The following is an 18,770-nucleotide window of genomic DNA, read 5'->3' on the forward strand; positions in this document are numbered from 1 at the left end:
AGGTTGGCGAAATGACTGGCTCGATCTTGGACCGCTTTCACCCGCAGGTGGCGGGGTGGTTCCAGGATGTCTTCGCAGCGCCCACGGCGGTGCAGGAGCAGGCGTGGCGCGCGATTTCTGACGACGAAAACGCCCTCGTCGTCGCACCCACCGGCTCCGGCAAGACGCTGGCGGCGTTCTTGTGGGCGCTGAACTCCCTGGTGGAGCGGGCCGGCCAGCAGGCGCTGCCCATCGATGGGGCGAACACCTCCACCCACGGCGGCGTGCGCGTCCTTTATATTTCGCCGCTGAAGGCCCTCGGCGTGGATGTGGAGAACAACCTCCGCGCACCCCTGGCTGGCATTGCGCGGGTGGCGCAGCGTTTGGGCCGCGACATGCCGGACATTTCGGTGGGGGTGCGCTCGGGTGACACCCCGCAGGCGGAGCGCAACCGGCAGGTGCGAAAGCCGCCGGACATTTTGATCACCACGCCGGAGTCGCTGTATCTCATGCTCACGTCCAAGGCGGCGGGCATTCTGAAGACGGTGGACACGGTCATTGTCGACGAAATCCACGCCCTGGCCGGCACCAAGCGCGGCGTGCACCTCGCGCTTTCGCTGGAGCGCCTGCGCCGCCTCGCCGGGGACTTCCAGCGCATCGGACTGTCCGCCACGGTGCGCCCGATCGAGGCGGTGGCCAACTTTTTGGGCCCCAAGACGACGATCATCAACCCGCCGGCGGAGAAGCGCTGGGAGCTCGACGTGCGCGTGCCCGTCGACGACATGAGCGACCTGCCCGTTCCCGAGGACGCCTCCACCATCGGCGATGCGATTCTCGACGACGCCCTGGACAACGACCTGGACGCGCCGCCGCCCGGTGCCACCAACTCCATCTGGCCCCACATCGAGCGCGCGATTTACGACGAAGTCATGGCGCACCGGTCCACCATCGTTTTCGTTAACTCGCGCCGCACCGCGGAGCGCCTGACCAGCCAGCTAAACGAGCTCTGGGCGAAGGAGCACGACCCGGAGGCGCTGTCCCCGCAGACCCGCCGCCCGCCGGCGCAGCTGATGAAGTCGGTGGATACCGCCAGCCACGCCGCGACCGTGATCGCGCGCGCCCACCACGGCAGCGTGTCCAAGGACGAGCGCGCCCAGACCGAAACCATGCTGAAAGAGGGCACCCTGCGCGCGGTGGTGTCCACCTCCTCGCTGGAGCTGGGCATCGACATGGGGGCGGTGGACCTGGTCATCCAGGTGGAGTCGCCGCCGTCGGTTGCCTCCGGCCTGCAGCGCGTGGGCCGCGCCGGGCACACCGTGGGCGCCATTTCCGAGGGCACGTTCTACCCGAAGCACCGCGCCGACCTGGTGCAAACCGCGGTGACGGTGCCCCGGATGCGCCAGGGCCTCATCGAGGAGCTGCACACCCCGCGAAGCCCCTTGGACGTGCTCGCGCAGCAGACCGTGGCGGCCGTCGCGGTGGAGGACCTGGATGTGGACGAGTGGTACGACACCGTGCGTCGCGCCTGGCCCTACCGTGACCTGGCCCGCGAGGTGTTCGACTCGGTGATCGACCTGGTCACCGGCGTCTATCCGTCCACCGACTTCGCCGAGCTGCGGCCCCGCGCCATCCTCGAAGGCAATGTCTTGAAGGCGCGCCCCGGCGCCCAGCGGGTGGCGGTGACCAACGCGGGCACCATCCCGGACCGCGGCATGTTCGGCGTCTTCCTGCTCGCGGGCGCCGAGGACAAAGCACCCCGCCGCGTCGGCGAGCTCGACGAGGAGATGGTCTACGAGTCCCGCGTCGGCGACGTGTTCACCCTCGGCGCCTCCTCGTGGCGCATCGAAAACATCACCCGCGACCAGGTGCAGGTCAGCCCGGCGCCCGGCCACACCGGGCGCCTGCCGTTCTGGACAGGCGACGGGCTGGGTAGGCCGTATGAGTTGGGTAAGGCGGTGGGGGCGTTTCGTCGAGAAGCAAGAAGTGCTTTGGACGAAAGCTTGGACGAGCGCGCCCGGGCCAACCTGCTGCAATACCTCGACGAGCAGGAGGAGGCCACCGGCATCCTCCCCGACGAGAAAACCCTCGTGCTGGAGCGCTTCACCGACGAGTTAGGCGACTGGCGCGTCGTGCTGCACACTCCGTTTGGCAAGGGTGTCAACGCGGCGTGGGCGCTGGCCACCGGGTGGCGGGTCGCCCAGGAGACCGGGATGGATGCCCAGGCGGTGGCGGGCGACGACGGCATCGTGCTGCGCCTGCCGCAAGGGGAGAAGGAGCCCGACGGGGCGATCTTCCAATTCGACGCCGACGAGATCGCCGACATTGTCACCGAGCAAGTGGGCAATTCGGCCCTGTTTGCCTCCCGGTTCCGCGAGTGCGCCGCCCGCGCCCTGCTGTTGCCGCGCCGCAACCCCGGCAAGCGCGCACCCCTGTGGCAGCAGCGCCAGCGCGCCGAGCAGCTGTTGGATGTGGCCCGGAACTACCCGTCGTTTCCCATCATCTTGGAAACGGTGCGCGAGTGCCTCCAGGACGTCTACGACCTACCCGCCCTGCAGGAGGTGATGCGCGACATCAATACGCGCCGGATGCGCATCGCCGAGGTGACCACCGACCAGCCGAGCCCGTTCGCCTCCTCGCTGCTGTTCAGCTACACCGGCGCGTTCATGTACGAGGGCGACACCCCGCTGGCCGAGAAGCGGGCCGTGGCGTTGTCGCTGGATCCGTCGCTGCTGGCCAAACTGCTGGGCACCGTGGAGCTGCGCGAGTTGCTCGACGCCGACATCATCGCGGAGGTGGACGCCTCGCTGCGCCGGGTGGGCCGCGCCGAGACTTCCGAGCAGTTCGCCGACACCCTGCGCATCGTGGGGCCCGTGCCTATCGACGACCTGCCCACCTACACCACAGTCCCCCTGCCCTCCTTGGAGCAGTCCCTGGGGGCACGCATGATGCGGGTGCGCATCGGCGGGCGCGAGCACGTCGCCCAGGTGCTGGACGCGCCCTTGCTTCGCGACGGCCTCGGCGTGCCCGTCCCGCCAGGCGTCGCCGCCCAGGTGCAAACCATCCCCGACGCGCTGGCCCAGCTGGTGGGGCGTTGGGTGCGCACCCGCGGGCCCTTTGTCCTGCGCGACCTTGCGGACGCGTTCGGGCTGGCTGTCGGCGCGGCGCATGCAGCGCTGATGCCACTGGTGGACAAGGACAAGGTCATCGAGGGCCGCTACCGGCAGGGGGTAGAGGAGCAGGAGTACGTCGCCGCCGAGGTGCTGCGCATCATCCGGTCGCGCTCGCTGGCGGCGGCGCGCGCCCAGACCCGGCCCGTGTCGCAGTCGGCCTATGGGCGTTTTCTGCCTTCGTGGTTAAACGTCGCCCCGGTGGGGGTCACGCCCGCGCTGCGAGGCGCCGACGGGGTCTACTCGGTGATCGAACAGCTCGCCGGGGTGCGCCTGCCCGCAAGTGCCTGGGAATCACATATTTTCCCGTCGCGCGTGGGCGACTACTCGCCGGTGATGCTTGACGAGCTCACCGCCAACGGCGAGGTTGCCATCGTCGGCGCCGGCAAGGCAGGGGCGCGTGACCCGTGGATCATGCTGCTGCCCACCGACTACGCGGCCCAACTCATGCCGCAGGTCGAGGAACCCCTGCTGTCGCTGACCCAAACCCAGGTGATGGAGAAGGTGCGCCGCGGCGGCGGGTTCCTGTTCGGCGATCTGCTTGAACCCTCGACCACCACCGAGGAGCTGCGCGAAGCCATGTGGGACCTGGTGGAGGCCGGCTTCCTCGCGCCGGATTCGTTTGCTCCGATCCGGACCCGGTTGGCGGGCGGGAGGACGGCGCACCGGGCGCGTCGCAGGCCGCAGCGAAGCAGGGTGCGCTCGGGGCGGACCTCGTTCGCGTCGACGGTCCCGCCCGACATGGTGGGCCGTTGGTCGCTCACGCCCACGCCTGATAGCGACCCCACGCGTCGCTCGGTGGCTTTAGGGGAGTCGCTGCTGGACCGCTACGGGGTGGTCACCCGCGGCTCCGTGGTAGCCGAGGACATCCTGGGCGGGTTCGCGCTGGCCTACAAAACCTTGTCTGGTTTTGAGGAATCAGGCAAGGCGATGCGCGGCTACCTCGTGGAGGGGCTTGGGGCCTCGCAGTTTTCCACCCCGGCCACCATCGATCGGCTGCGCGGGCACCAGGACACCGACGACGTGGTGGGCTGGCCCTCCGGTGCGCGCGATCCGCAGGTGCACGTGCTGGCCGCCACCGACCCGTCGAACCCCTACGGGGCGGCGCTGCCGTGGCCGGCGCAGGGGCCGACCCGCTCGGCCGGTGCCATGGTGGTGCTTGTCGACGGCCTCTTAGCCGCCCACATCACCCGCGGCGGGAGAACCATGACCACCTTCTTCGATTTCTTCCCCGACGGGGTAGGGGACCCGATGCCGTTGGTCGTCGATGCCCTGACTCAAGCGGTCCGGGCCGGCCGCATGCAGCCGTTGAGCGTGGAAAAGCTTAACGGCGGTCCTGCCTTTTCTCTGAAAGACTTCGGGGCGACGGTGACCCACAAGGGGGCGAAGATCGGAGGGCGTGCCTCGGCACCCCCGAAGCGGCGCGGGCGCAGCATAACGGAGGCGCTGGGAGAGCTAGACGGTGCAGAGGAGGCCGACGGCAGGCCTGATTTGGGTGGCCCAGCGGATGGGCTCACCTTTCACGACTAGGGTCCAGGCTTTAGGGCCGTAGCGGCACGCGGGGTACCGGCCGGTGGGTGGTCCCCGGCGGTTGCCCCGCCATCCGGGTCCGTTTCGCCCGGATTCGGTTGACCGCCGAGTGCATGGCGGGGTCTGTGGTGTTTACGTGACGGGTGCCGTCGGCCTTGACCAGCACGGCGGTGCCGGTTGTGGGGTCGTAATCCATGTAGCCCTTGTTAAAGGAGCCGTCCCGGTGGTCGTTGTTGCACCGGTGGTGGGTGGGGCATAGGCCGGTGAGGTTGGTGATGTCGGTGCCGCCGTACCGCAGCCAGGAGATGATGTGGTGGGCTTCGCACTCGCTCATTGCGGTGGTGCAGCCGGCCCAGGAGCACACGCCTTGGATGGCGAACATGGCGATGCGTTGCGCAACAGACGCGAGCCGTTTCGACCTGCCCAGGTGCAGCGGCACTCCGGTGAGGCCGTCGACGGTGAGTAAGAAGTCGGAGGTGCCGTCCATGCCGAGGCGTACCAGGTCGAAGGCGTTGAGTTCCACGCCGACGTTGGTTTGGAACAGGGTGGTGGCGTCGGCGTCGGCAAGATCGTCCAGCGTCACCGAGACCACCACGGAGGCGGCGCCGCCGTTGGCGGCCTGCTCGCCGTGTTCGTATTGGCGCATGATGTCCATGAACTGGTCGTATCGGCGCTGGCCGCGGGTGCGGGGGTCGCGGTCCTGCTGGTGTTCAGCCGGGATGTTGGAGTTTGGTGCGAGCCCCTTGTCGGTGAGTGCTTTGTAGAGGGCGTAGTCGCCTGCGGTCATGTGAAGGCGCACGTCGTAGGTGCCGTCGGAGTTTTCCTTGCCCAGGGTGGCCTCGCGCTTTTCAAAGCCAGCGTTGGGGTTCTTCTTTGCGTGTGGCTTGTTCGCCTTGTCCACGAGGCGCTTCACAAACAGCCGCAGGTCCTTTTCGCTGCGTGTCTTCGCTTCCTCCATGGCGCGGGCGTAGATGCTCATGCGTTCGCCCTCGGCGGCCTTGAGCAGTTTGTCGAGTTCTCGCCGGATGATGTCCTGCTTGGCGGCGGGGACCTCGCCGGCGCGACGGCGGGCGTCCTCCTGGTCTTTGCGGCGACGCTCGGCTTCCTCGTCGGCAGCCTTGCGGGCGGCTTCTTCGGCGGCGGCGCGCTCCTCGTCGGTCGGTTCATCGCCGGCGCCAAACAGGTCCCCGAGGAAATCGTCCAGGTCGGGCTCGGGTGGCGGGGGCGGGGCGAACATGGCTTTGGCTCGGGCGAGCCGGTTGTAGGCCTCGCCCTTGGAGATGCCCAACGTCTCCATGAGGTAGGCGTCCGGGTAGTTCGCCCCGACGAGTTTGCCGGCGTCGGCGAGCACGCAGGCGTGGGCGAAGGAGGCGTCGACGTAGGCCTTCTTATCCATAGCTTGTTCGAGGCGTGCGATGTCGTGGGCGATGGTGGTGAAGGGGAGGGACGTGGGGTCGTCGAAAAGCAGGCGCAATTGCGTCAGGCTGTCTACGACCTGGTCAACGAGCCGAGATACGTTGTTCATGTCCCCTCCTTCAAGTGGTTGAGGGTCAATCTATCAACGCGCTCGATGTGACAATCAAACGTTCGAACACCCGTTCTATTGCAACTGCTTGACCAGGTGCGCTGCCGCCGCAAGTCCGAGTCGCGGATTCGCCTCGCGCACGTCCTTCACCGCGCGCACATACTCGGCCTCTGGGGCGGTGCCGGTCTCCGCGAGCACCCCGCGCGCCCACTCGATTGCGGCGTCCATGTCGGGGAAGAAGCCGACGAGCGACTCCTCCGGGGTCGGCCCGGCATTGACCACACTGTTGAAAATGTTTCGTAAAAAGCGGAACATGGGCCCCATTATGCCTGAAGGTGATTCCGTCTATCAGCTGTCAAAGCGCCTGCAGTGGATGCAAAATCGCGAAGTCACAGCCACAAGCATTCGCGTCCCGCGCTACGCCACCGTCGATTTCACGGGCATGACCTGCGAGCGCGTCTGGCCTCGCGGCAAGCACCTCTTCATGCAGTTCGCTAAAGGCGGCCACCAGGCGCAGATCCTGCACACGCACCTCAAAATGGAGGGCACGTGGTCGATGCATCGCGCCGGAACACGCTGGAAGAAGCCCGCTCATGCGGCTCGCGTGGTGCTTTCGCTTAGCGACGACCCCCAGCCCGACATCGAGCTCGTCGGATTTTGGCTAGGCCTCGTCCGGGTGTTCCCAGCACGCCAATACGAGCAGGAGATGGGGTATCTCGGCCCGGATTTACTCGATCCGGATTTCGACCTGGCTGAGGCAGTCAGGCGCATCGAGGCCACCCCGAACCTAGAGATTGGACGTGCGCTGCTGGATCAGCGCAATCTTGCCGGCATTGGGAACGAGTACCGCGCGGAGATCAACTTCCTCGCGGGTACGCACCCGAGGGAACGGGTGGGGGAGGTGGACGTCGAAAAGCATGTGCGTCTTGCGCGACGGCTGATGTGGGCGAATAAAGACGCCCCCGTCCGCGTGACCACTGGGATCAAGCGGGCGGGGGAGACGAGTTACGTGTTCGGCCGCAACAACAAGCCGTGTAGGCGCTGCGGCACGCTCATTGAGAAGGGATTTCTCGGCGGCGACGGCGACCTCGAGCGGGTTATTTGGTGGTGTCCGCGGTGTCAGCCGGAGCCCTGATATATTCCATTTCTGGAAAAGGGGGGGGCGAGATATGGACTTTGAATTTTTGAGAGAAAAACGTCCGTGGGGGAAGCGAGAAATCGACCGGCTCGGAGAATATTTCGCTGGTAGTGCCAGTGTTCCTGCGGAAGCCGCGGAGATGATTATCTGGCACGACGAGTTAGCTCGACGGACTGCTGCTGCCTGTGCAGGTTTTGCGCAGGAACTTTTTGGCCAGGAAAACCAAAGTCCGGACATTGTCAGTGCTTATCGAGTGAAATCGCAGGCGACTATTGGTGACAAAATCAGACGGTCGAATGAGGACAAAACGAAGAAGGTTCAACTCGGCCGGATGTGGGATTTCACCGGGGCTCGAATTACGGCCAACGTGTTGCACGACGATTTGCGCCATCTCTCATGGGAGCTGCAGCAGGTGCTGCGGGCAGAGGGGCATCGTGTGATTGAGCGTGACTATATCGCCCGTGCGCAGCCCGGGGGTTACCGGGCTATTCATCTGGTGGTTCAGTCGGCTGCGGGTAATGTCGAACTCCAAATGCGAACCTTGCTCCAGTCGGAGTGGGCGAACACCTTTGAAAAGTTAGCGGACAAAACTGGGCGAAAGATCCGATACGAAAGCGATGCGCGGCCAGGGAATAAAGAGCTAGCCAGGGTTTTTGATGCGCTAGTTGCGATTGCGCGTGATATTCACCATATGGAACGGCAACGAGCAGCGACGCGTCGGAGTAGTTCGAACTCGATGGAGCAGTTAGCGAATATCCCGATGGGTCTGCCATTGAACTCGAGGCTGCATGAATTGCGGGCGGAAGCTTTTCGAGCATTGTCGTACTCGGAGACTGCTACGAGTCAGCATGCCTCGAGTATTCTGAGCCTCATTGAATCTTTGCGAGCCCTATCGCAACGTCTCAGTTCGTACGAGGTAGAAGAGTGAGGGGGAGACGATGAAGCACTTCCTTATGGTGTTCAACCGCAAGACCGGCGCGCTTCGGATGAAAGAGTATGCGGATGTACGTGATGCGATCCTGCAGCGGCTTGAGGAAGAACAGGCCAACGACAATCCAGATGTCGAGATTGTTGTGATCGGGGCGCCGTCCTTAGAAGACTTGAAGGTTACGCACTCCCGATACTTCGCGGTCGATGAACTTCCCGATGTTGCTTCGTATTGGGCGCAAGGCGAGAAGGTTTCTTAAAGGGGAGAGGGCGACCGTCACTTTCGTGATCGGTCGCCCTCGAGCGGGTTATTTGGTGGTGTCCGCAGTGTCAGCCTTTTTCGCCTCCCAGTCGCTGAGCGCGCGGCGGATAAAGAACACCAGGAAGCCAAGGATGATCAGGATGAGCACGACGTAGATGACGTTGGAGTAGGTGTCGGCGTACTCGGTGGCTTTCTCCCAGTTGTCGCCGAGGATGTAGCCCAGGTAGATCAGGATGGCGTTCCAGATGCCGGAGCCAAGCGTGGTCCACAGGCCGAAGGTGAGAAAGTTCATCTTGCCCAGGCCCGCCGGGATGGAGATCAGCGAGCGCACGCCGGGGATGAGGCGACCGATGAACACGCTGGGCTTGCCGTATTTGTTGAAGAAGTCCATCGAGGCGTCCACGTCGGAGGCGCGCACGAGCCACATCCAATCGGCGATTTTGCGCAGGCGCTCCAGGCCGAGCCAGGCGCCGACGCCGTAGAGGATGTATGCGCCGATGACGGAGCCAAGCACGGACCAGATGAACACGCTGACCATGTTCAGGGATCCCTGCGCGACGGTGAAGCCTGCCAGCGGCAGTACGACCTCGGACGGAATGGGTGGGAAGAGGTTCTCCAAGAGGATCGCGATGCCGACACCGGGGGCGCCAAGGGTTTCCATTAGGCCGACGATCCAGTCGATGATGCTCTGCATTGGGCCTATCTTGCCTTATTCGACCTCAAGGTTCCAAGTGTGCACCGGCGCGTCTGCCTGGGAGTTTTTGATGTACTGCCGCAAAACCCGTGCGAGGCCTTCGGCGCGTTCGCTGGTGGCGGGTTTGGATCCGGCGGCGGCGCGGCTCAGGGCGTCGAGTTGCCAGGTCGCCCCGTTTTGGCCGGTGTGCACGCGGCCCTCGATGATGCCGAGGTATTCGTCTGCGCAGGATTGGTCCACGTCAAGGGCTCGCAGGCCTTCGTAGGCGAGGTCGAGCAGATGCTTCTCGACGAGCTCACGTACCGGAACCGAACCCAACGTCGGCCATTCCATCTCGGCGTTGATGCCGTGCTTGGCGCCGGCGAGGAAGTTGCGGTTCGCGGCGTCGAAGGTCAGGCGCGACCACACGGGTCGGGTCTGGTTGCTCAAGGCTTTGACCAGTCCGTAGTAAAGGGCGGCGTCGGCAACAATGTCTTTGACGGTCGGGCCAGCTGGCAGCAGGCGGTTTTCCACGCGAATGTGGCTGAGTTCGCCCTCCGGATCATAAATGGGCCGGTTCCAACGCCAGATCGTGCCGTTGTGCAGGTTCAGGTAGTGCAGGCCGGGGTTGTCGCCGTTCATGAACGGGGTGCCCGCGTCGGCGCGGCCCTCTGGCAGGAGGGGAGAGAAGTAGCGCACGTTTTCTTCAAACAGGTCGAAGACGCTGGTGATCCAGCGTTCGCCGAACCACACGCGCGGGCGCACGCCTTGGTTGATCAGTTCTTTGGTGCGCGTATCGATGGACTGTTTGAACACCGGGATGCGCGACTCGTGCCACACCTTGTGGCCGAGAAACAGCGGCGAGTTCGCCGAGAGCGCCACCTGCACACCCGCGATGGCTTGGGAGGCGTTCCACGCTTCCGCGAACCGGTCGGGTGCGACCTGGAGGTGCAACTGCATGGATGTGCAGGTGGATTCAGGGGCGATGGTCTCAAAGTAGTGGGTGTATTTCTCGTCACCCCGCAGGTCAATCTTGACCAGTTCACCGCGCGATTCCAGGATCGAGTTGTTCAGTCCGGCGTAGCGGTTTTCCTGCGTCATCCACTCGTCGCTGTCGAGAAACTGCGAGGTCATCGTGGGCAGTGTGCCGATCATCGCAAGGTGCGACCCAGCTTGCTGCGCTGCCTCGCGCACGCGGGCAAGTCGCTTCTCCACGCCACCAGCCAGCTCCGCTAGCCCCTGGCCTTGAATATCCAAGGGTGGGTGGTTCATCTCCACGTTGTAGGCGCCGATTTCGGCCTGGTACTCGCTATCAAGTAGCGCGAGCACGGCTTGGTTGTTGGGGTGGGGGAGCATGGTGTCGTCGACAAGATTGAGCTCCAACTCCAGCCCGATCGTGCCGTGATCGACGAACTCGGCGCCCTGGAGGTGCCGGTCGAAGCGCTCCAGCTCATCCTCGAGTCGACGGCGGTACGTGGTGCGCTGACGCGGGGTGTAGGACTCGGATGAGATGGCGTCGCCCATTAGCGGTGCTCCCTGTACCAGGTGATGAGGTTGTCGGTGGATTGGTCGCCGGAGGCGGGCTCTTCCTCGCCCGCAACGGCAGCGGCGAGGTCATTGGCCTGAGCCTTGCCCAACTCCACGCCCCACTGGTCGAAGGCGTTGATGCCCCAGATGGCGGCCTCCACGAACACGATGTGCTCGTACAACGCAATCAACGCGCCGAGGGAGTGCGGGGAGAGTTCCTCCGCCAGGATCGTGGTGGTGGGGCGGTTGCCAGGCATAACCTTGTGTGGCGCGAGCGCATACGGCACGCCCTCCGCCTCGATCTCCTGTTGGGTCTTGCCAAACGCCAGCACCTTCGTCTGCGCGAAGAAATTACCCATGAGCAGATCGTGCATGGAGCCGTCGCCGGTGGCGGTGGGCAGATCAGCGCGTGGTTTGGCAAAGCCGATGAAGTCGGCCGGAATCAGCGTGGTGCCCTGGTGGATCAATTGGAAAAAGGCGTGTTGGCCGTTGGTGCCGGGCTCGCCGAAGAAGATTTCGCCGGTGTCATAGGTGACCGGGGTGCCGTCGATACGCGTGCGCTTGCCGTTGGACTCCATGGTCAACTGCTGCAGGTACGCAGGGAAGCGGGCGAGGTCTTGCGCGTACGGCAACACCGCATGGGTCTGGGCCTGGTAGAAGTTGCGGTACCACACGTTGAGCAGCCCCATGAGTACAGGCACGTTGCGCTCGAAATCAGTGGTGCGGAAGTGCTCATCCATCGCATGGAACCCTGCGAGGAACTCGCGGAAACGCTCCGGGCCGATGACCACCATCAGCGACAGGCCGATCGCGGAATCCACCGAGTAGCGCCCGCCAACCCAGTCCCAGAAGCCGAACATGTTGTCCGTGTCAATGCCGAACTCGGCGACCTTCTCCACATTGGTAGAGACGGCTACGAAGTGCTTTGCAATCGCGGTGTCGTCGCCATCGAAAGTCTCGAGCAGCCAGCGCTTCGCCGCATGCGCGTTAGACAGGGTTTCCTGCGTAGTAAACGTTTTGGAGGCGACGATAAACAGCGTCTGCTCCGGGCCAGCGTCAGCGAGCACCCGGGTCATATCGGCCGGATCCACATTGGAGACGAACTCCGCGCTCACCCCAGCGTCGGCATAAGTGCGCAGCGCCTGAGCGGCCATCGCGGGGCCGAGGTCGGAGCCGCCGATGCCGATGTTGACCACCTTGGTAATCGGCTTGCCCGTGTGGCCGAGCCAATCGCCAGAGCGCACCGACTCCGCAAAAGCACTCATGCGCTCCAGCACATCGTGCACGTCAGCGGTGACATCCTGGCCGTCGACGATCAGCGCCCGATCCGCCGGGGCGCGCAGCGCGGTGTGCAGCACAGCCCGGTCCTCGGTGGTGTTGAGGTGCTCGCCCGCAAACATTGCGGTGATGCGTTCGGTCAGGTCGGCGTCGTCGGCAAGTGCAATCAGCGCTTCCATGACACGGCCGTTGAACAGGTTCTTCGACAGATCCACGTGCAAACCGGCGGCGTCGAAAGTGAAGCGCTCGGCGCGCTGCGCGTCGGCCCGAAACAGATCACGCAGCGTCGTGCGAGACGTTTCAGCATGGAGTTTTTCGAGCTTTTTCCAGCTCGGTGCGGACGTAATGTCGTACATTGCAGCCTCCCAGGCGGCGGTGATCATCTCCAGCGTTCAATGCAAACTACGGTAGTCAAAACCTGTCGTGCCTTCCGGGTAACACCCCACCACCCGGCAAATCTGGATAATGGCGCCCATGAGCATCGTCAAGATCAACGCGATTACTGTCCCCGAAGGCGCCGGCGAGGAACTCGAGCGCCGCTTCGCTGCCCGCAAGCACGCCATCGACTCCCAGCCCGGCTTCGAAGGCTTCCAGCTTCTGCGCCCGGTCAAGGGGGAGGAGCGCTACTTCGTGGTCACCCGCTGGGCCGACGAGGAGTCCTACAACGCCTGGTGGGAAGGCGCAGGCCGCGCCGGGCACGCTGAAAGCGACAAGGGCGGCGATAACGGTGAGGCCCCGCGCAAGCCGGTGTCACAGTCTGCTGAACTGCTGGAATTTGAGGTCGTGCTCGATTCCACCGAGCAGGACTAGCCGTCCGGAGCGCTAGCCCCAAGTGCGTTAACCCAACTTGCCCCGGCCGAGCCGTAGCAGGATCTGTGCCAGGCCGGGGCCTTCCTCGCCCAACTCGTCCTGGAACTGGTTAATGATGGCCACCTCGCGAGTGTGGACAAGACGCGTGCCGCCCGAGCCCATGCGTGTCTTACCAATCGCGGCGGAAATCTGGCTGCGGCGCTTCACTGCGTCGAGGATGACGCGGTCAAGTCGGTCGATTTCCTTGCGGTATTCCTGGATCTCCGCGTCCGAAAGGGGATCGTCGGTGCCGGATGGCATGCGGATTTCTAGCTCACTCATGGCAGTAGATTATGCCAGTTCGAACACACGGTCAGGGTCGTGTCGGCGGCGTTAGTACAGTGACTGCCATGACTGATGTGACCCTTGGCCTGAACCCGCAGCAACAGACGGCCGTCGTGCACGAAGGTAGCCCGCTGCTTATCGTCGCCGGCGCTGGTTCCGGCAAAACTGCGGTGCTGACCCGCCGTATTGCCTATTTGCTGCAAAACCGTGGGGTAGCGCCGTGGCAGATCCTTGCCATCACCTTTACTAATAAGGCCGCAGCGGAGATGAAGGAGCGCGTCGGCCAACTCGTCGGACCTGAGGCGGAACGCATGTGGGTGGCCACGTTCCACTCGGTGTGCGTGCGTATTTTGCGCCAGCAGGCGCAGTTGGTGCCGGGGTTGAATACCAACTTCACTATTTATGATTCGGACGATTCACGTCGACTGCTCGGCATGATCGGCAAAGACATGAACTTGGATCTGAAGAAGTTCTCGCCGCGCGTGCTGGCCAACGCGATTTCGAATCTGAAAAACGAGTTGGTGGATCCGGACCAGGCGCAAGCACAGGCGCAACGCACCCACAACCCGTTCGAGACCACGGTGGCGAACGTGTTCGCGGAATATCAGCGCCGCCTGCGTCAATCCAACGCGCTCGATTTCGACGATCTGATCGGCGAGGTAGTCCGCATCTTCAAGACGCATCCGCAGGTCACGGAGTACTACCGGCGTCGCTTCAGGCATGTGCTTGTCGACGAATACCAGGACACCAACCACGCTCAATACGAACTCATCCACACCCTGGTGGGCGACGGCCCCGACGCGCCCGAGCTGGCGGTGGTGGGCGATTCTGACCAGTCCATTTACGCCTTCCGTGGCGCGACGATCCGCAACATCGAGGAGTTCGAGCGCGACTACCCCGATGCGGAGACGATCATGCTGGAGCAGAACTACCGCTCCACGCAGAACATCTTGAGTGCCGCGAACGCTGTCATCGCGCAGAACGAGGGCCGCCGCCCGAAGAAGCTGTGGACTGACCACGGCACGGGGGAGAAGATCGTCGGCTATGTCGCGGACAACGAGCACGACGAGGCCCGCTTCATCGCCACGGAAATCGATGCCCTGTCGGATCGCGGCGTGCCGTACTCGGATATCGCAGTGATGTATCGCACCAACAACGCCTCGCGCGCGTTGGAAGACATTTTCATCCGCTCGGGTATTCCGTACAAGGTAGTCGGCGGGACCCGCTTCTACGAGCGCCGCGAGATCCGCGACATCGTTGCTTACCTGAAGGTGCTAGAAAACCCGGACGACACGGTGAGCATGCGGCGCATTGTCAACGTGCCAAAACGCGGCATTGGCGACAAGGCGCAAGCCATGGTGGCGCTGCACTCGGAGCAAAACAATCAAAGCTTTGGGCGTTCGCTTATCGACGCCACTGAGGGCAACGTGGACATGCTGGCCAAGGCCGCCACGAACTCCATTACCCGCTTCGTGGACATGATGAGGGGGCTCCGCCAGGACATGCCGAACATGGTCAATGAGGTCACCGGCATGCCAGACCTCGGGCAACTGGTCGCCCAGGTGCTTGATGCCACCGGCTACAAGGCAGAGCTTGAATCCTCCAACGACCCGCAGGACGGGGCGCGCCTGGACAACCTCAACGAGTTGGTCTCTGTCGCCCGTGAGTTCTCCTCGGACGCTGCGAACCAGATGGCGTACATGACCGATGAAGAAATCGACGAGGTTATGCAGGAAGGCGAACCCGCGCCGGGATCACTGCAGGCGTTTTTGGAGAAGGTTTCGCTCGTCGCTGATGCGGATCAGTTGCCGGACAACGAGCAGGGCGTGGTCACGTTGATGACGTTGCACACTGCAAAGGGCCTGGAGTTCCCGGTGGTGTTTGTTACCGGCTGGGAGGACGGACAGTTCCCACACCTGCGTGCGTTGGGGGATCCAGCGGAGCTCGCCGAGGAACGTCGCCTGGCGTATGTGGGGATTACGCGCGCCCGCGAGCGGCTATATCTGACGCGTGCGATGCTGCGCTCATCGTGGGGCTCTCCGGTAACCAACCCGGCCAGTCGCTTCCTCGCAGAGGTCCCGGAGGACCTCATCGACTGGCGCAGGTTGGAACCGGAGCGCTCCTTCAACGCGGATGCGTGGGGCTCGCCCTCGCGTCCACGCACGCAGATGCGCTCTGCGCGCCGTGCACCGAAACAGACGGTGCACAAGAATTTGAACTTAGTGGCCGGAGACCGCGTCAACCACGCGAAGTACGGGTTGGGCACGGTCCTCACCGTGGAAGGTTCCGGCGTGAGGGAGACGGTGACAATAGATTTCGGGTCGTCTGGCACCGTCAGGCTGATGACCATCGGCGGGGTGCCGATGGAAAAGCTTTAGATCCGGATACCCTGCTGGGCCAGCCAGACCTCGGGGTCGGCGTGGTTCACACCGTCCGGCTTGACCTCGAAGTGGAGGTGCGGGCCCGTGGAGTAGCCCTCGTTGCCGATGGAGGCGATCTTCTGGCCCGCCTTGACGCGCTGGCCGACCTGCACGTCGTAGTAACGCATGTGGCCGTAGACGGTCTCTTCGCCACCGTCGTGCTTGATCACGACCCAGTTGCCAAAGCCCTGCGCCGGACCTGCTGCGGTGACGGTGCCGTCCATTGCCGCGTAGATCGGGGTGCCTTCCGTGTTGGCAATGTCGATGCCACGGTGGAACGTGCCCCAGCGCGGACCGTAACCGGAGGTGTAGCGGCCGGACGCCGGCATAACCACGGTGCGGCCATCTGCGGTGCGGCCGCGCTGCGGTGCGACCCAGTCCGTGCCATCAGCGGGAGCGAACGCGGCCGACAGCGGCGCATCGAGGGCGCGCGGGTCGTACACGATCTTGTAGCCGCCGGCGGTCACGGTTGCACCGTTGTCCAGGATGGCGTCTGCAGCCTTTGCAAGGGCGCCCAAGGCGTCGCCCTGGTTGCCGATAGGTGCGCCACCGACAGTGAGGGTCAGTGCGTGCGCTGGCGACGCTACAAGCGTCAGCGCCAATGCTGCAGCGGCTGCCACGGAGGCACCGGGGAACATACGACTGGTTTTCACAGTTTTACCTTCTCTACGCAGGTCTGGTTCGGCGCAGCTTTGGCTACGCGCACAGCAGGTCAATTTAACGTGTGTCCACCCGCGAAGCAATGGCGTGACCTGCACGTTTGTTCTAATTGGGTGTAGATATGTGGTATCGCTGCAGGCAGGTGCGATGTTACTGAAGTGAAATTTGTTACGGATGTTAATTGCCTGTGGGGGTGGATGGTGTACCCCCGCATGCTCCGAAAAGTTGGACACCCAACAATGAAAAAGCCCCGCCAAGGCGGGGCAGAAGTCTGTGTGTGGCTTAGAGCTGGATACCGCGTGCGGCCAACCAAGGCTCCGGGTCGACAGCGGTTGCGCCGTCCGGCCAGATTTCAAAGTGCAGGTGCGAGCCGGTGGAGAAGCCCAGCGAACCCATGCCGGCGATGTCCTGGCCGGCATGGACCTGCTCGCCGACGCCTACGTACAGAGACTGCATGTGGCCGTAGACGGAAATGGAGCCGTCCTCGTGGCGGATGCGGATCCACTGGCCGTAGCCCTGGGCCGGGCCGGAGTCGATCACAGTGCCATCGGCAACTGCGCGGATCGGGGTGCCTTCCACGTTGGCGATATCGATGCCGGAGTGCATCGAACCCCAGCGCATGCCGAAGCCGGAGGTGTAAGCGCCGTCGGCCGGGCGGACGACCAGCGGGGCACGTGCTGCTTCGTCTTGGCGAGCGACCTCGTCGGAGTGCTGGACTGCCTTGTTGAGCTGGTCGGTAAGGTTCTCAACCGGCTTGTACTCCGCGATCGCCAGGATCTGCGGGGTTGCGGCGTCGCTGTCTGGGGTGCCGGCAATTTCGTCGGTATCGGCTGCGAGCTGGATGGAGTAATCCGCGTCCTGGCTCTTGTCCGAGGTGAGAGCGCCTGCGGCGAGGCCGGAGAAGCCGGCGGTGGAAACCGCGCCAGTGGCGGCGGCGACGACAGCTGCGCGACCCGTGTTCGGCGTCTGCTTACGGTGCTTGCCGCCCTGCTTCTTCGAAATGAACATGTGCCCTCTTTGAGATTTCCCGTTGGCCCGAATTCCCCCTGCTAGTGCTGTTTCCGGCAGGGGAATCGTAACCTTCCTGTTATCTACGAGTGGTTACTGTAACGAATTGGTTTCATCGGGGCAAGATGAATCTGAAAATTGTCTTAATCGTTCGCTGTCTTCGCAGTGTTACATCCCGGTTGCATCCACGTCATGTGTAGTCGTATGTGAATGGTGTGACTCTCCGGACGGGTGGGGCAAATTGGAAGATCGGGTGTCCTTCCCCAGAAGTGGGGGTGAGGAGTGGCAGAGTTGGCGGGGATGAGCACCACACCGAAACCACGCCCGGCGTCGTCGACAAGCGGGCGCCGCGCGCGCAACGCCAGCATGTCCAAGCGCAAGATCACCGGTATTAAGAAGCTGTCTGCCCCCGCAAAGGTCCCGGAGACGACCGAAGAGCGGATCAAGCACTACCTGCCGTATGTCGCTGTGCCGAATGCTGTCGTCGGGCTCGGGCTGCTTGTGGTGTGCTTTGCCGTCATCCTCATCGCAGGTTGGCGCCTGACCTACCTGCCTGCCGCGGTGGGGGAGAGCTGGTTCGTCTTCCATGGAGTGCCAGTGCGTATCGACGACATCGAGCTCGCCGCCGTACCCCTTTTGCCAGCCATCGGTGTTGTCGCACTCGTGGCGCGCCGCATCCGTGCGGCTACGGCGGGACGAGTGAGCATCCTGGACCTCCTCGTGCTGCTTGGTCTTGTCATCGGCTTTGCGCTGGTGTTCAGCGGCATCGCGTTGTTCATGGTCGCTGACGCGTCGGCCGTCTATCCGGTGGCCGCACCACACCCCGTGGCCGCGCTGCTTTGCCCGGTCATCTTGCACCTCATTGGTTACTGCATCGGAATCCGCAACGTGGTGTGGCATGCGCTCGCGAAGCGTGCGGGGGTTCCCGCGGAAACCGTTGATGCAGGTGAGGCTGCAGGCAAGATCGTTGTACGCCTGCTGAGTGCAGCCGCAGTGATCTACCTTGCGTTCCTCGTTGCAGGTTTTGGTGAGGTTCGCGAACTGCTCGGCCAGTACCCATCCCTCGGGTGGGGCGGCGGTATCGGCCTGTTCGTGCTCTGTGTGGCGTACCTGCCAAATGCGGCTATCGGGGCGCTGTCGGTCATGCTCGGCGGGTCCTTTACCTACGGTGCCGGTTCGATAAACCTCTTCGACGCAGTCCAGATCCCGTACCCACCCCTGCCCCTGTTTGGTGCGATCCCGGCGGAGGTGCCCGCGTGGGCGCCGGTGCTGTTGGTGGTGCCGGCGGCGGTGCTGGTGCATTACTTCGTTGCAAAGCAAGTGTCTCTGACTGCTATTGCAGCAACTGCCACGTGGTGCGCCCTATTCGGCGCGGCCGCAGGCGTCTTCTCCTCAGGGCAAGCAGGCGCTTATGGGGTCATCGGCGTGGACCCTTGGGTGCTGGCGCTACTGCTATTTGTATGGGTTGCCGTCACCGGTGCAACCGTGTTGGGGGTAGCTGCGCTAAGGCAACGCACACCTGCGAACACTGACAGCTAGACT

Annotated in this window: 15 protein-coding genes; 7 read left to right on the forward strand and 8 right to left on the reverse strand. The window is 63.8% G+C overall.

Annotation, left to right across the window (positions count from 1 at the left end; all coding sequences use genetic code 11):
- Positions 1-11: 11 nt before the first annotated feature.
- Positions 12-4,676 (forward strand): ATP-dependent helicase, encoded by a 4,665-nt coding sequence (locus HMPREF2736_RS00610; RefSeq protein ID WP_070828660.1) that lies wholly within the window; start codon positions 12-14, stop codon positions 4,674-4,676.
- Between the two features lie 10 nt (positions 4,677-4,686).
- Here the strand turns inward: HMPREF2736_RS00610 and HMPREF2736_RS00615 are convergent, their stop codons facing one another.
- Complete coding sequence (locus HMPREF2736_RS00615) at positions 4,687-6,201, reverse strand: HNH endonuclease signature motif containing protein (RefSeq protein ID WP_070828661.1); 1,515 nt, start codon at positions 6,199-6,201, stop codon at positions 4,687-4,689.
- 75 nt (positions 6,202-6,276) lie between these two features.
- Positions 6,277-6,516 carry a hypothetical protein gene (locus HMPREF2736_RS00620; protein WP_070771670.1) on the reverse strand — a complete coding sequence of 80 codons (240 nt, stop codon included), beginning with the start codon at positions 6,514-6,516 and terminating at the stop codon, positions 6,277-6,279.
- A 10-nt stretch (positions 6,517-6,526) separates the two neighbouring features.
- Here HMPREF2736_RS00620 and HMPREF2736_RS00625 point away from each other — a divergent pair, with 10 nt between their 5' ends.
- Genes HMPREF2736_RS00625 through HMPREF2736_RS00635 form a run of 3 tightly spaced genes read left to right on the forward strand, consistent with a single transcriptional unit; the run spans position 6,527 to position 8,526 of the window.
- Positions 6,527-7,336 carry a DNA-formamidopyrimidine glycosylase family protein gene (locus HMPREF2736_RS00625; RefSeq protein WP_070828672.1) on the forward strand — a complete coding sequence of 270 codons (810 nt, stop codon included), beginning with the start codon at positions 6,527-6,529 and terminating at the stop codon, positions 7,334-7,336.
- Between the two features lie 34 nt (positions 7,337-7,370).
- On the forward strand, positions 7,371-8,267 hold the full coding sequence (locus tag HMPREF2736_RS00630) for a RelA/SpoT domain-containing protein (protein WP_070828662.1): 897 nt from the start codon (positions 7,371-7,373) through the stop codon (positions 8,265-8,267).
- A 10-nt stretch (positions 8,268-8,277) separates the two neighbouring features.
- Positions 8,278-8,526, forward strand: coding sequence for a hypothetical protein (locus tag HMPREF2736_RS00635; RefSeq protein ID WP_070421444.1), 249 nt, complete (start codon positions 8,278-8,280; stop codon positions 8,524-8,526).
- Between the two features lie 48 nt (positions 8,527-8,574).
- Here the strand turns inward: HMPREF2736_RS00635 and HMPREF2736_RS00640 are convergent, their stop codons facing one another.
- The 3 genes from HMPREF2736_RS00640 to pgi are packed head-to-tail and all read right to left on the reverse strand — an operon-like array spanning position 8,575 to position 12,362.
- Positions 8,575-9,222 (reverse strand): DedA family protein, encoded by a 648-nt coding sequence (locus tag HMPREF2736_RS00640; RefSeq protein ID WP_070828663.1) that lies wholly within the window; start codon positions 9,220-9,222, stop codon positions 8,575-8,577.
- 15 nt (positions 9,223-9,237) lie between these two features.
- Positions 9,238-10,725, reverse strand: a complete 1,488-nt coding sequence (locus tag HMPREF2736_RS00645) for a glutamate-cysteine ligase family protein (protein WP_070828664.1) — start codon at positions 10,723-10,725, stop codon at positions 9,238-9,240.
- Complete coding sequence (pgi, locus tag HMPREF2736_RS00650; RefSeq protein WP_070828673.1) at positions 10,725-12,362, reverse strand: glucose-6-phosphate isomerase; 1,638 nt, start codon at positions 12,360-12,362, stop codon at positions 10,725-10,727. Before pgi ends, HMPREF2736_RS00645 begins: the two co-directional genes overlap by 1 nt.
- Positions 12,363-12,480: 118 nt before the next feature.
- Between pgi and HMPREF2736_RS00655 the strand changes: the two genes are divergently transcribed.
- Positions 12,481-12,816 carry an antibiotic biosynthesis monooxygenase family protein gene (locus tag HMPREF2736_RS00655; RefSeq protein ID WP_070483701.1) on the forward strand — a complete coding sequence of 112 codons (336 nt, stop codon included), beginning with the start codon at positions 12,481-12,483 and terminating at the stop codon, positions 12,814-12,816.
- A 27-nt stretch (positions 12,817-12,843) separates the two neighbouring features.
- Here the strand turns inward: HMPREF2736_RS00655 and HMPREF2736_RS00660 are convergent, their stop codons facing one another.
- Positions 12,844-13,137 carry a chorismate mutase gene (locus HMPREF2736_RS00660; protein WP_070483699.1) on the reverse strand — a complete coding sequence of 98 codons (294 nt, stop codon included), beginning with the start codon at positions 13,135-13,137 and terminating at the stop codon, positions 12,844-12,846.
- Between the two features lie 68 nt (positions 13,138-13,205).
- On the opposite strand from HMPREF2736_RS00660, the gene pcrA reads away from it, so the two are divergent.
- On the forward strand, positions 13,206-15,518 hold the full coding sequence (gene pcrA, locus HMPREF2736_RS00665; protein WP_070828665.1) for a DNA helicase PcrA: 2,313 nt from the start codon (positions 13,206-13,208) through the stop codon (positions 15,516-15,518).
- On the opposite strand, the gene HMPREF2736_RS00670 is transcribed toward pcrA, so the two are convergent.
- A complete protein-coding gene (locus tag HMPREF2736_RS00670; protein WP_224212937.1) occupies positions 15,515-16,213 on the reverse strand; it encodes a M23 family metallopeptidase in 699 nt (232 codons plus the stop codon). The two genes, pcrA and HMPREF2736_RS00670, sit on opposite strands and share 4 nt — an antisense overlap.
- A gap of 289 nt (positions 16,214-16,502) precedes the next feature.
- Positions 16,503-17,228 (reverse strand): M23 family metallopeptidase, encoded by a 726-nt coding sequence (locus HMPREF2736_RS00675; protein WP_070421437.1) that lies wholly within the window; start codon positions 17,226-17,228, stop codon positions 16,503-16,505.
- A 300-nt stretch (positions 17,229-17,528) separates the two neighbouring features.
- Here HMPREF2736_RS00675 and HMPREF2736_RS00680 point away from each other — a divergent pair, with 300 nt between their 5' ends.
- The gene (locus HMPREF2736_RS00680) at positions 17,529-18,767 is read left to right on the forward strand and encodes a cell division protein PerM (RefSeq protein ID WP_070828666.1); all 1,239 of its coding nucleotides are present in this window, start codon (positions 17,529-17,531) and stop codon (positions 18,765-18,767) included.
- The last annotated feature ends 3 nt before the right edge of the window (positions 18,768-18,770 follow it).

The sequence above is a fragment of the Corynebacterium sp. HMSC036E10 genome (genome assembly GCF_001836265.1).
Taxonomy (GTDB): domain Bacteria; phylum Actinomycetota; class Actinomycetes; order Mycobacteriales; family Mycobacteriaceae; genus Corynebacterium; species Corynebacterium coyleae.

Excerpts from the sequence above, each read along its gene's own strand:
- HMPREF2736_RS00645 (WP_070828664.1), bottom strand. The coding sequence starts at position 10,725 with ATGGGCGACGCCATCTCATCCGAGTCCTACACCCCGCGTCAGCGCACC.
- HMPREF2736_RS00660 (WP_070483699.1), bottom strand. The coding sequence starts at position 13,137 with ATGAGTGAGCTAGAAATCCGCATGCCATCCGGCACCGACGATCCCCTT.
- HMPREF2736_RS00680 (WP_070828666.1), top strand. The coding sequence starts at position 17,529 with ATGAGCACCACACCGAAACCACGCCCGGCGTCGTCGACAAGCGGGCGC.
- HMPREF2736_RS00630 (WP_070828662.1), top strand. The coding sequence starts at position 7,371 with ATGGACTTTGAATTTTTGAGAGAAAAACGTCCGTGGGGGAAGCGAGAA.
- HMPREF2736_RS00675 (WP_070421437.1), bottom strand. The coding sequence starts at position 17,228 with ATGTTCATTTCGAAGAAGCAGGGCGGCAAGCACCGTAAGCAGACGCCG.
- HMPREF2736_RS00655 (WP_070483701.1), top strand. The coding sequence starts at position 12,481 with ATGAGCATCGTCAAGATCAACGCGATTACTGTCCCCGAAGGCGCCGGC.
- pcrA (WP_070828665.1), top strand. The coding sequence starts at position 13,206 with ATGACTGATGTGACCCTTGGCCTGAACCCGCAGCAACAGACGGCCGTC.
- HMPREF2736_RS00625 (WP_070828672.1), top strand. The coding sequence starts at position 6,527 with ATGCCTGAAGGTGATTCCGTCTATCAGCTGTCAAAGCGCCTGCAGTGG.
- HMPREF2736_RS00635 (WP_070421444.1), top strand. The coding sequence starts at position 8,278 with ATGAAGCACTTCCTTATGGTGTTCAACCGCAAGACCGGCGCGCTTCGG.
- HMPREF2736_RS00640 (WP_070828663.1), bottom strand. The coding sequence starts at position 9,222 with ATGCAGAGCATCATCGACTGGATCGTCGGCCTAATGGAAACCCTTGGC.
- pgi (WP_070828673.1), bottom strand. The coding sequence starts at position 12,362 with ATGTACGACATTACGTCCGCACCGAGCTGGAAAAAGCTCGAAAAACTC.
- HMPREF2736_RS00620 (WP_070771670.1), bottom strand. The coding sequence starts at position 6,516 with ATGTTCCGCTTTTTACGAAACATTTTCAACAGTGTGGTCAATGCCGGG.
- HMPREF2736_RS00615 (WP_070828661.1), bottom strand. The coding sequence starts at position 6,201 with ATGAACAACGTATCTCGGCTCGTTGACCAGGTCGTAGACAGCCTGACG.
- HMPREF2736_RS00610 (WP_070828660.1), top strand. The coding sequence starts at position 12 with ATGACTGGCTCGATCTTGGACCGCTTTCACCCGCAGGTGGCGGGGTGG.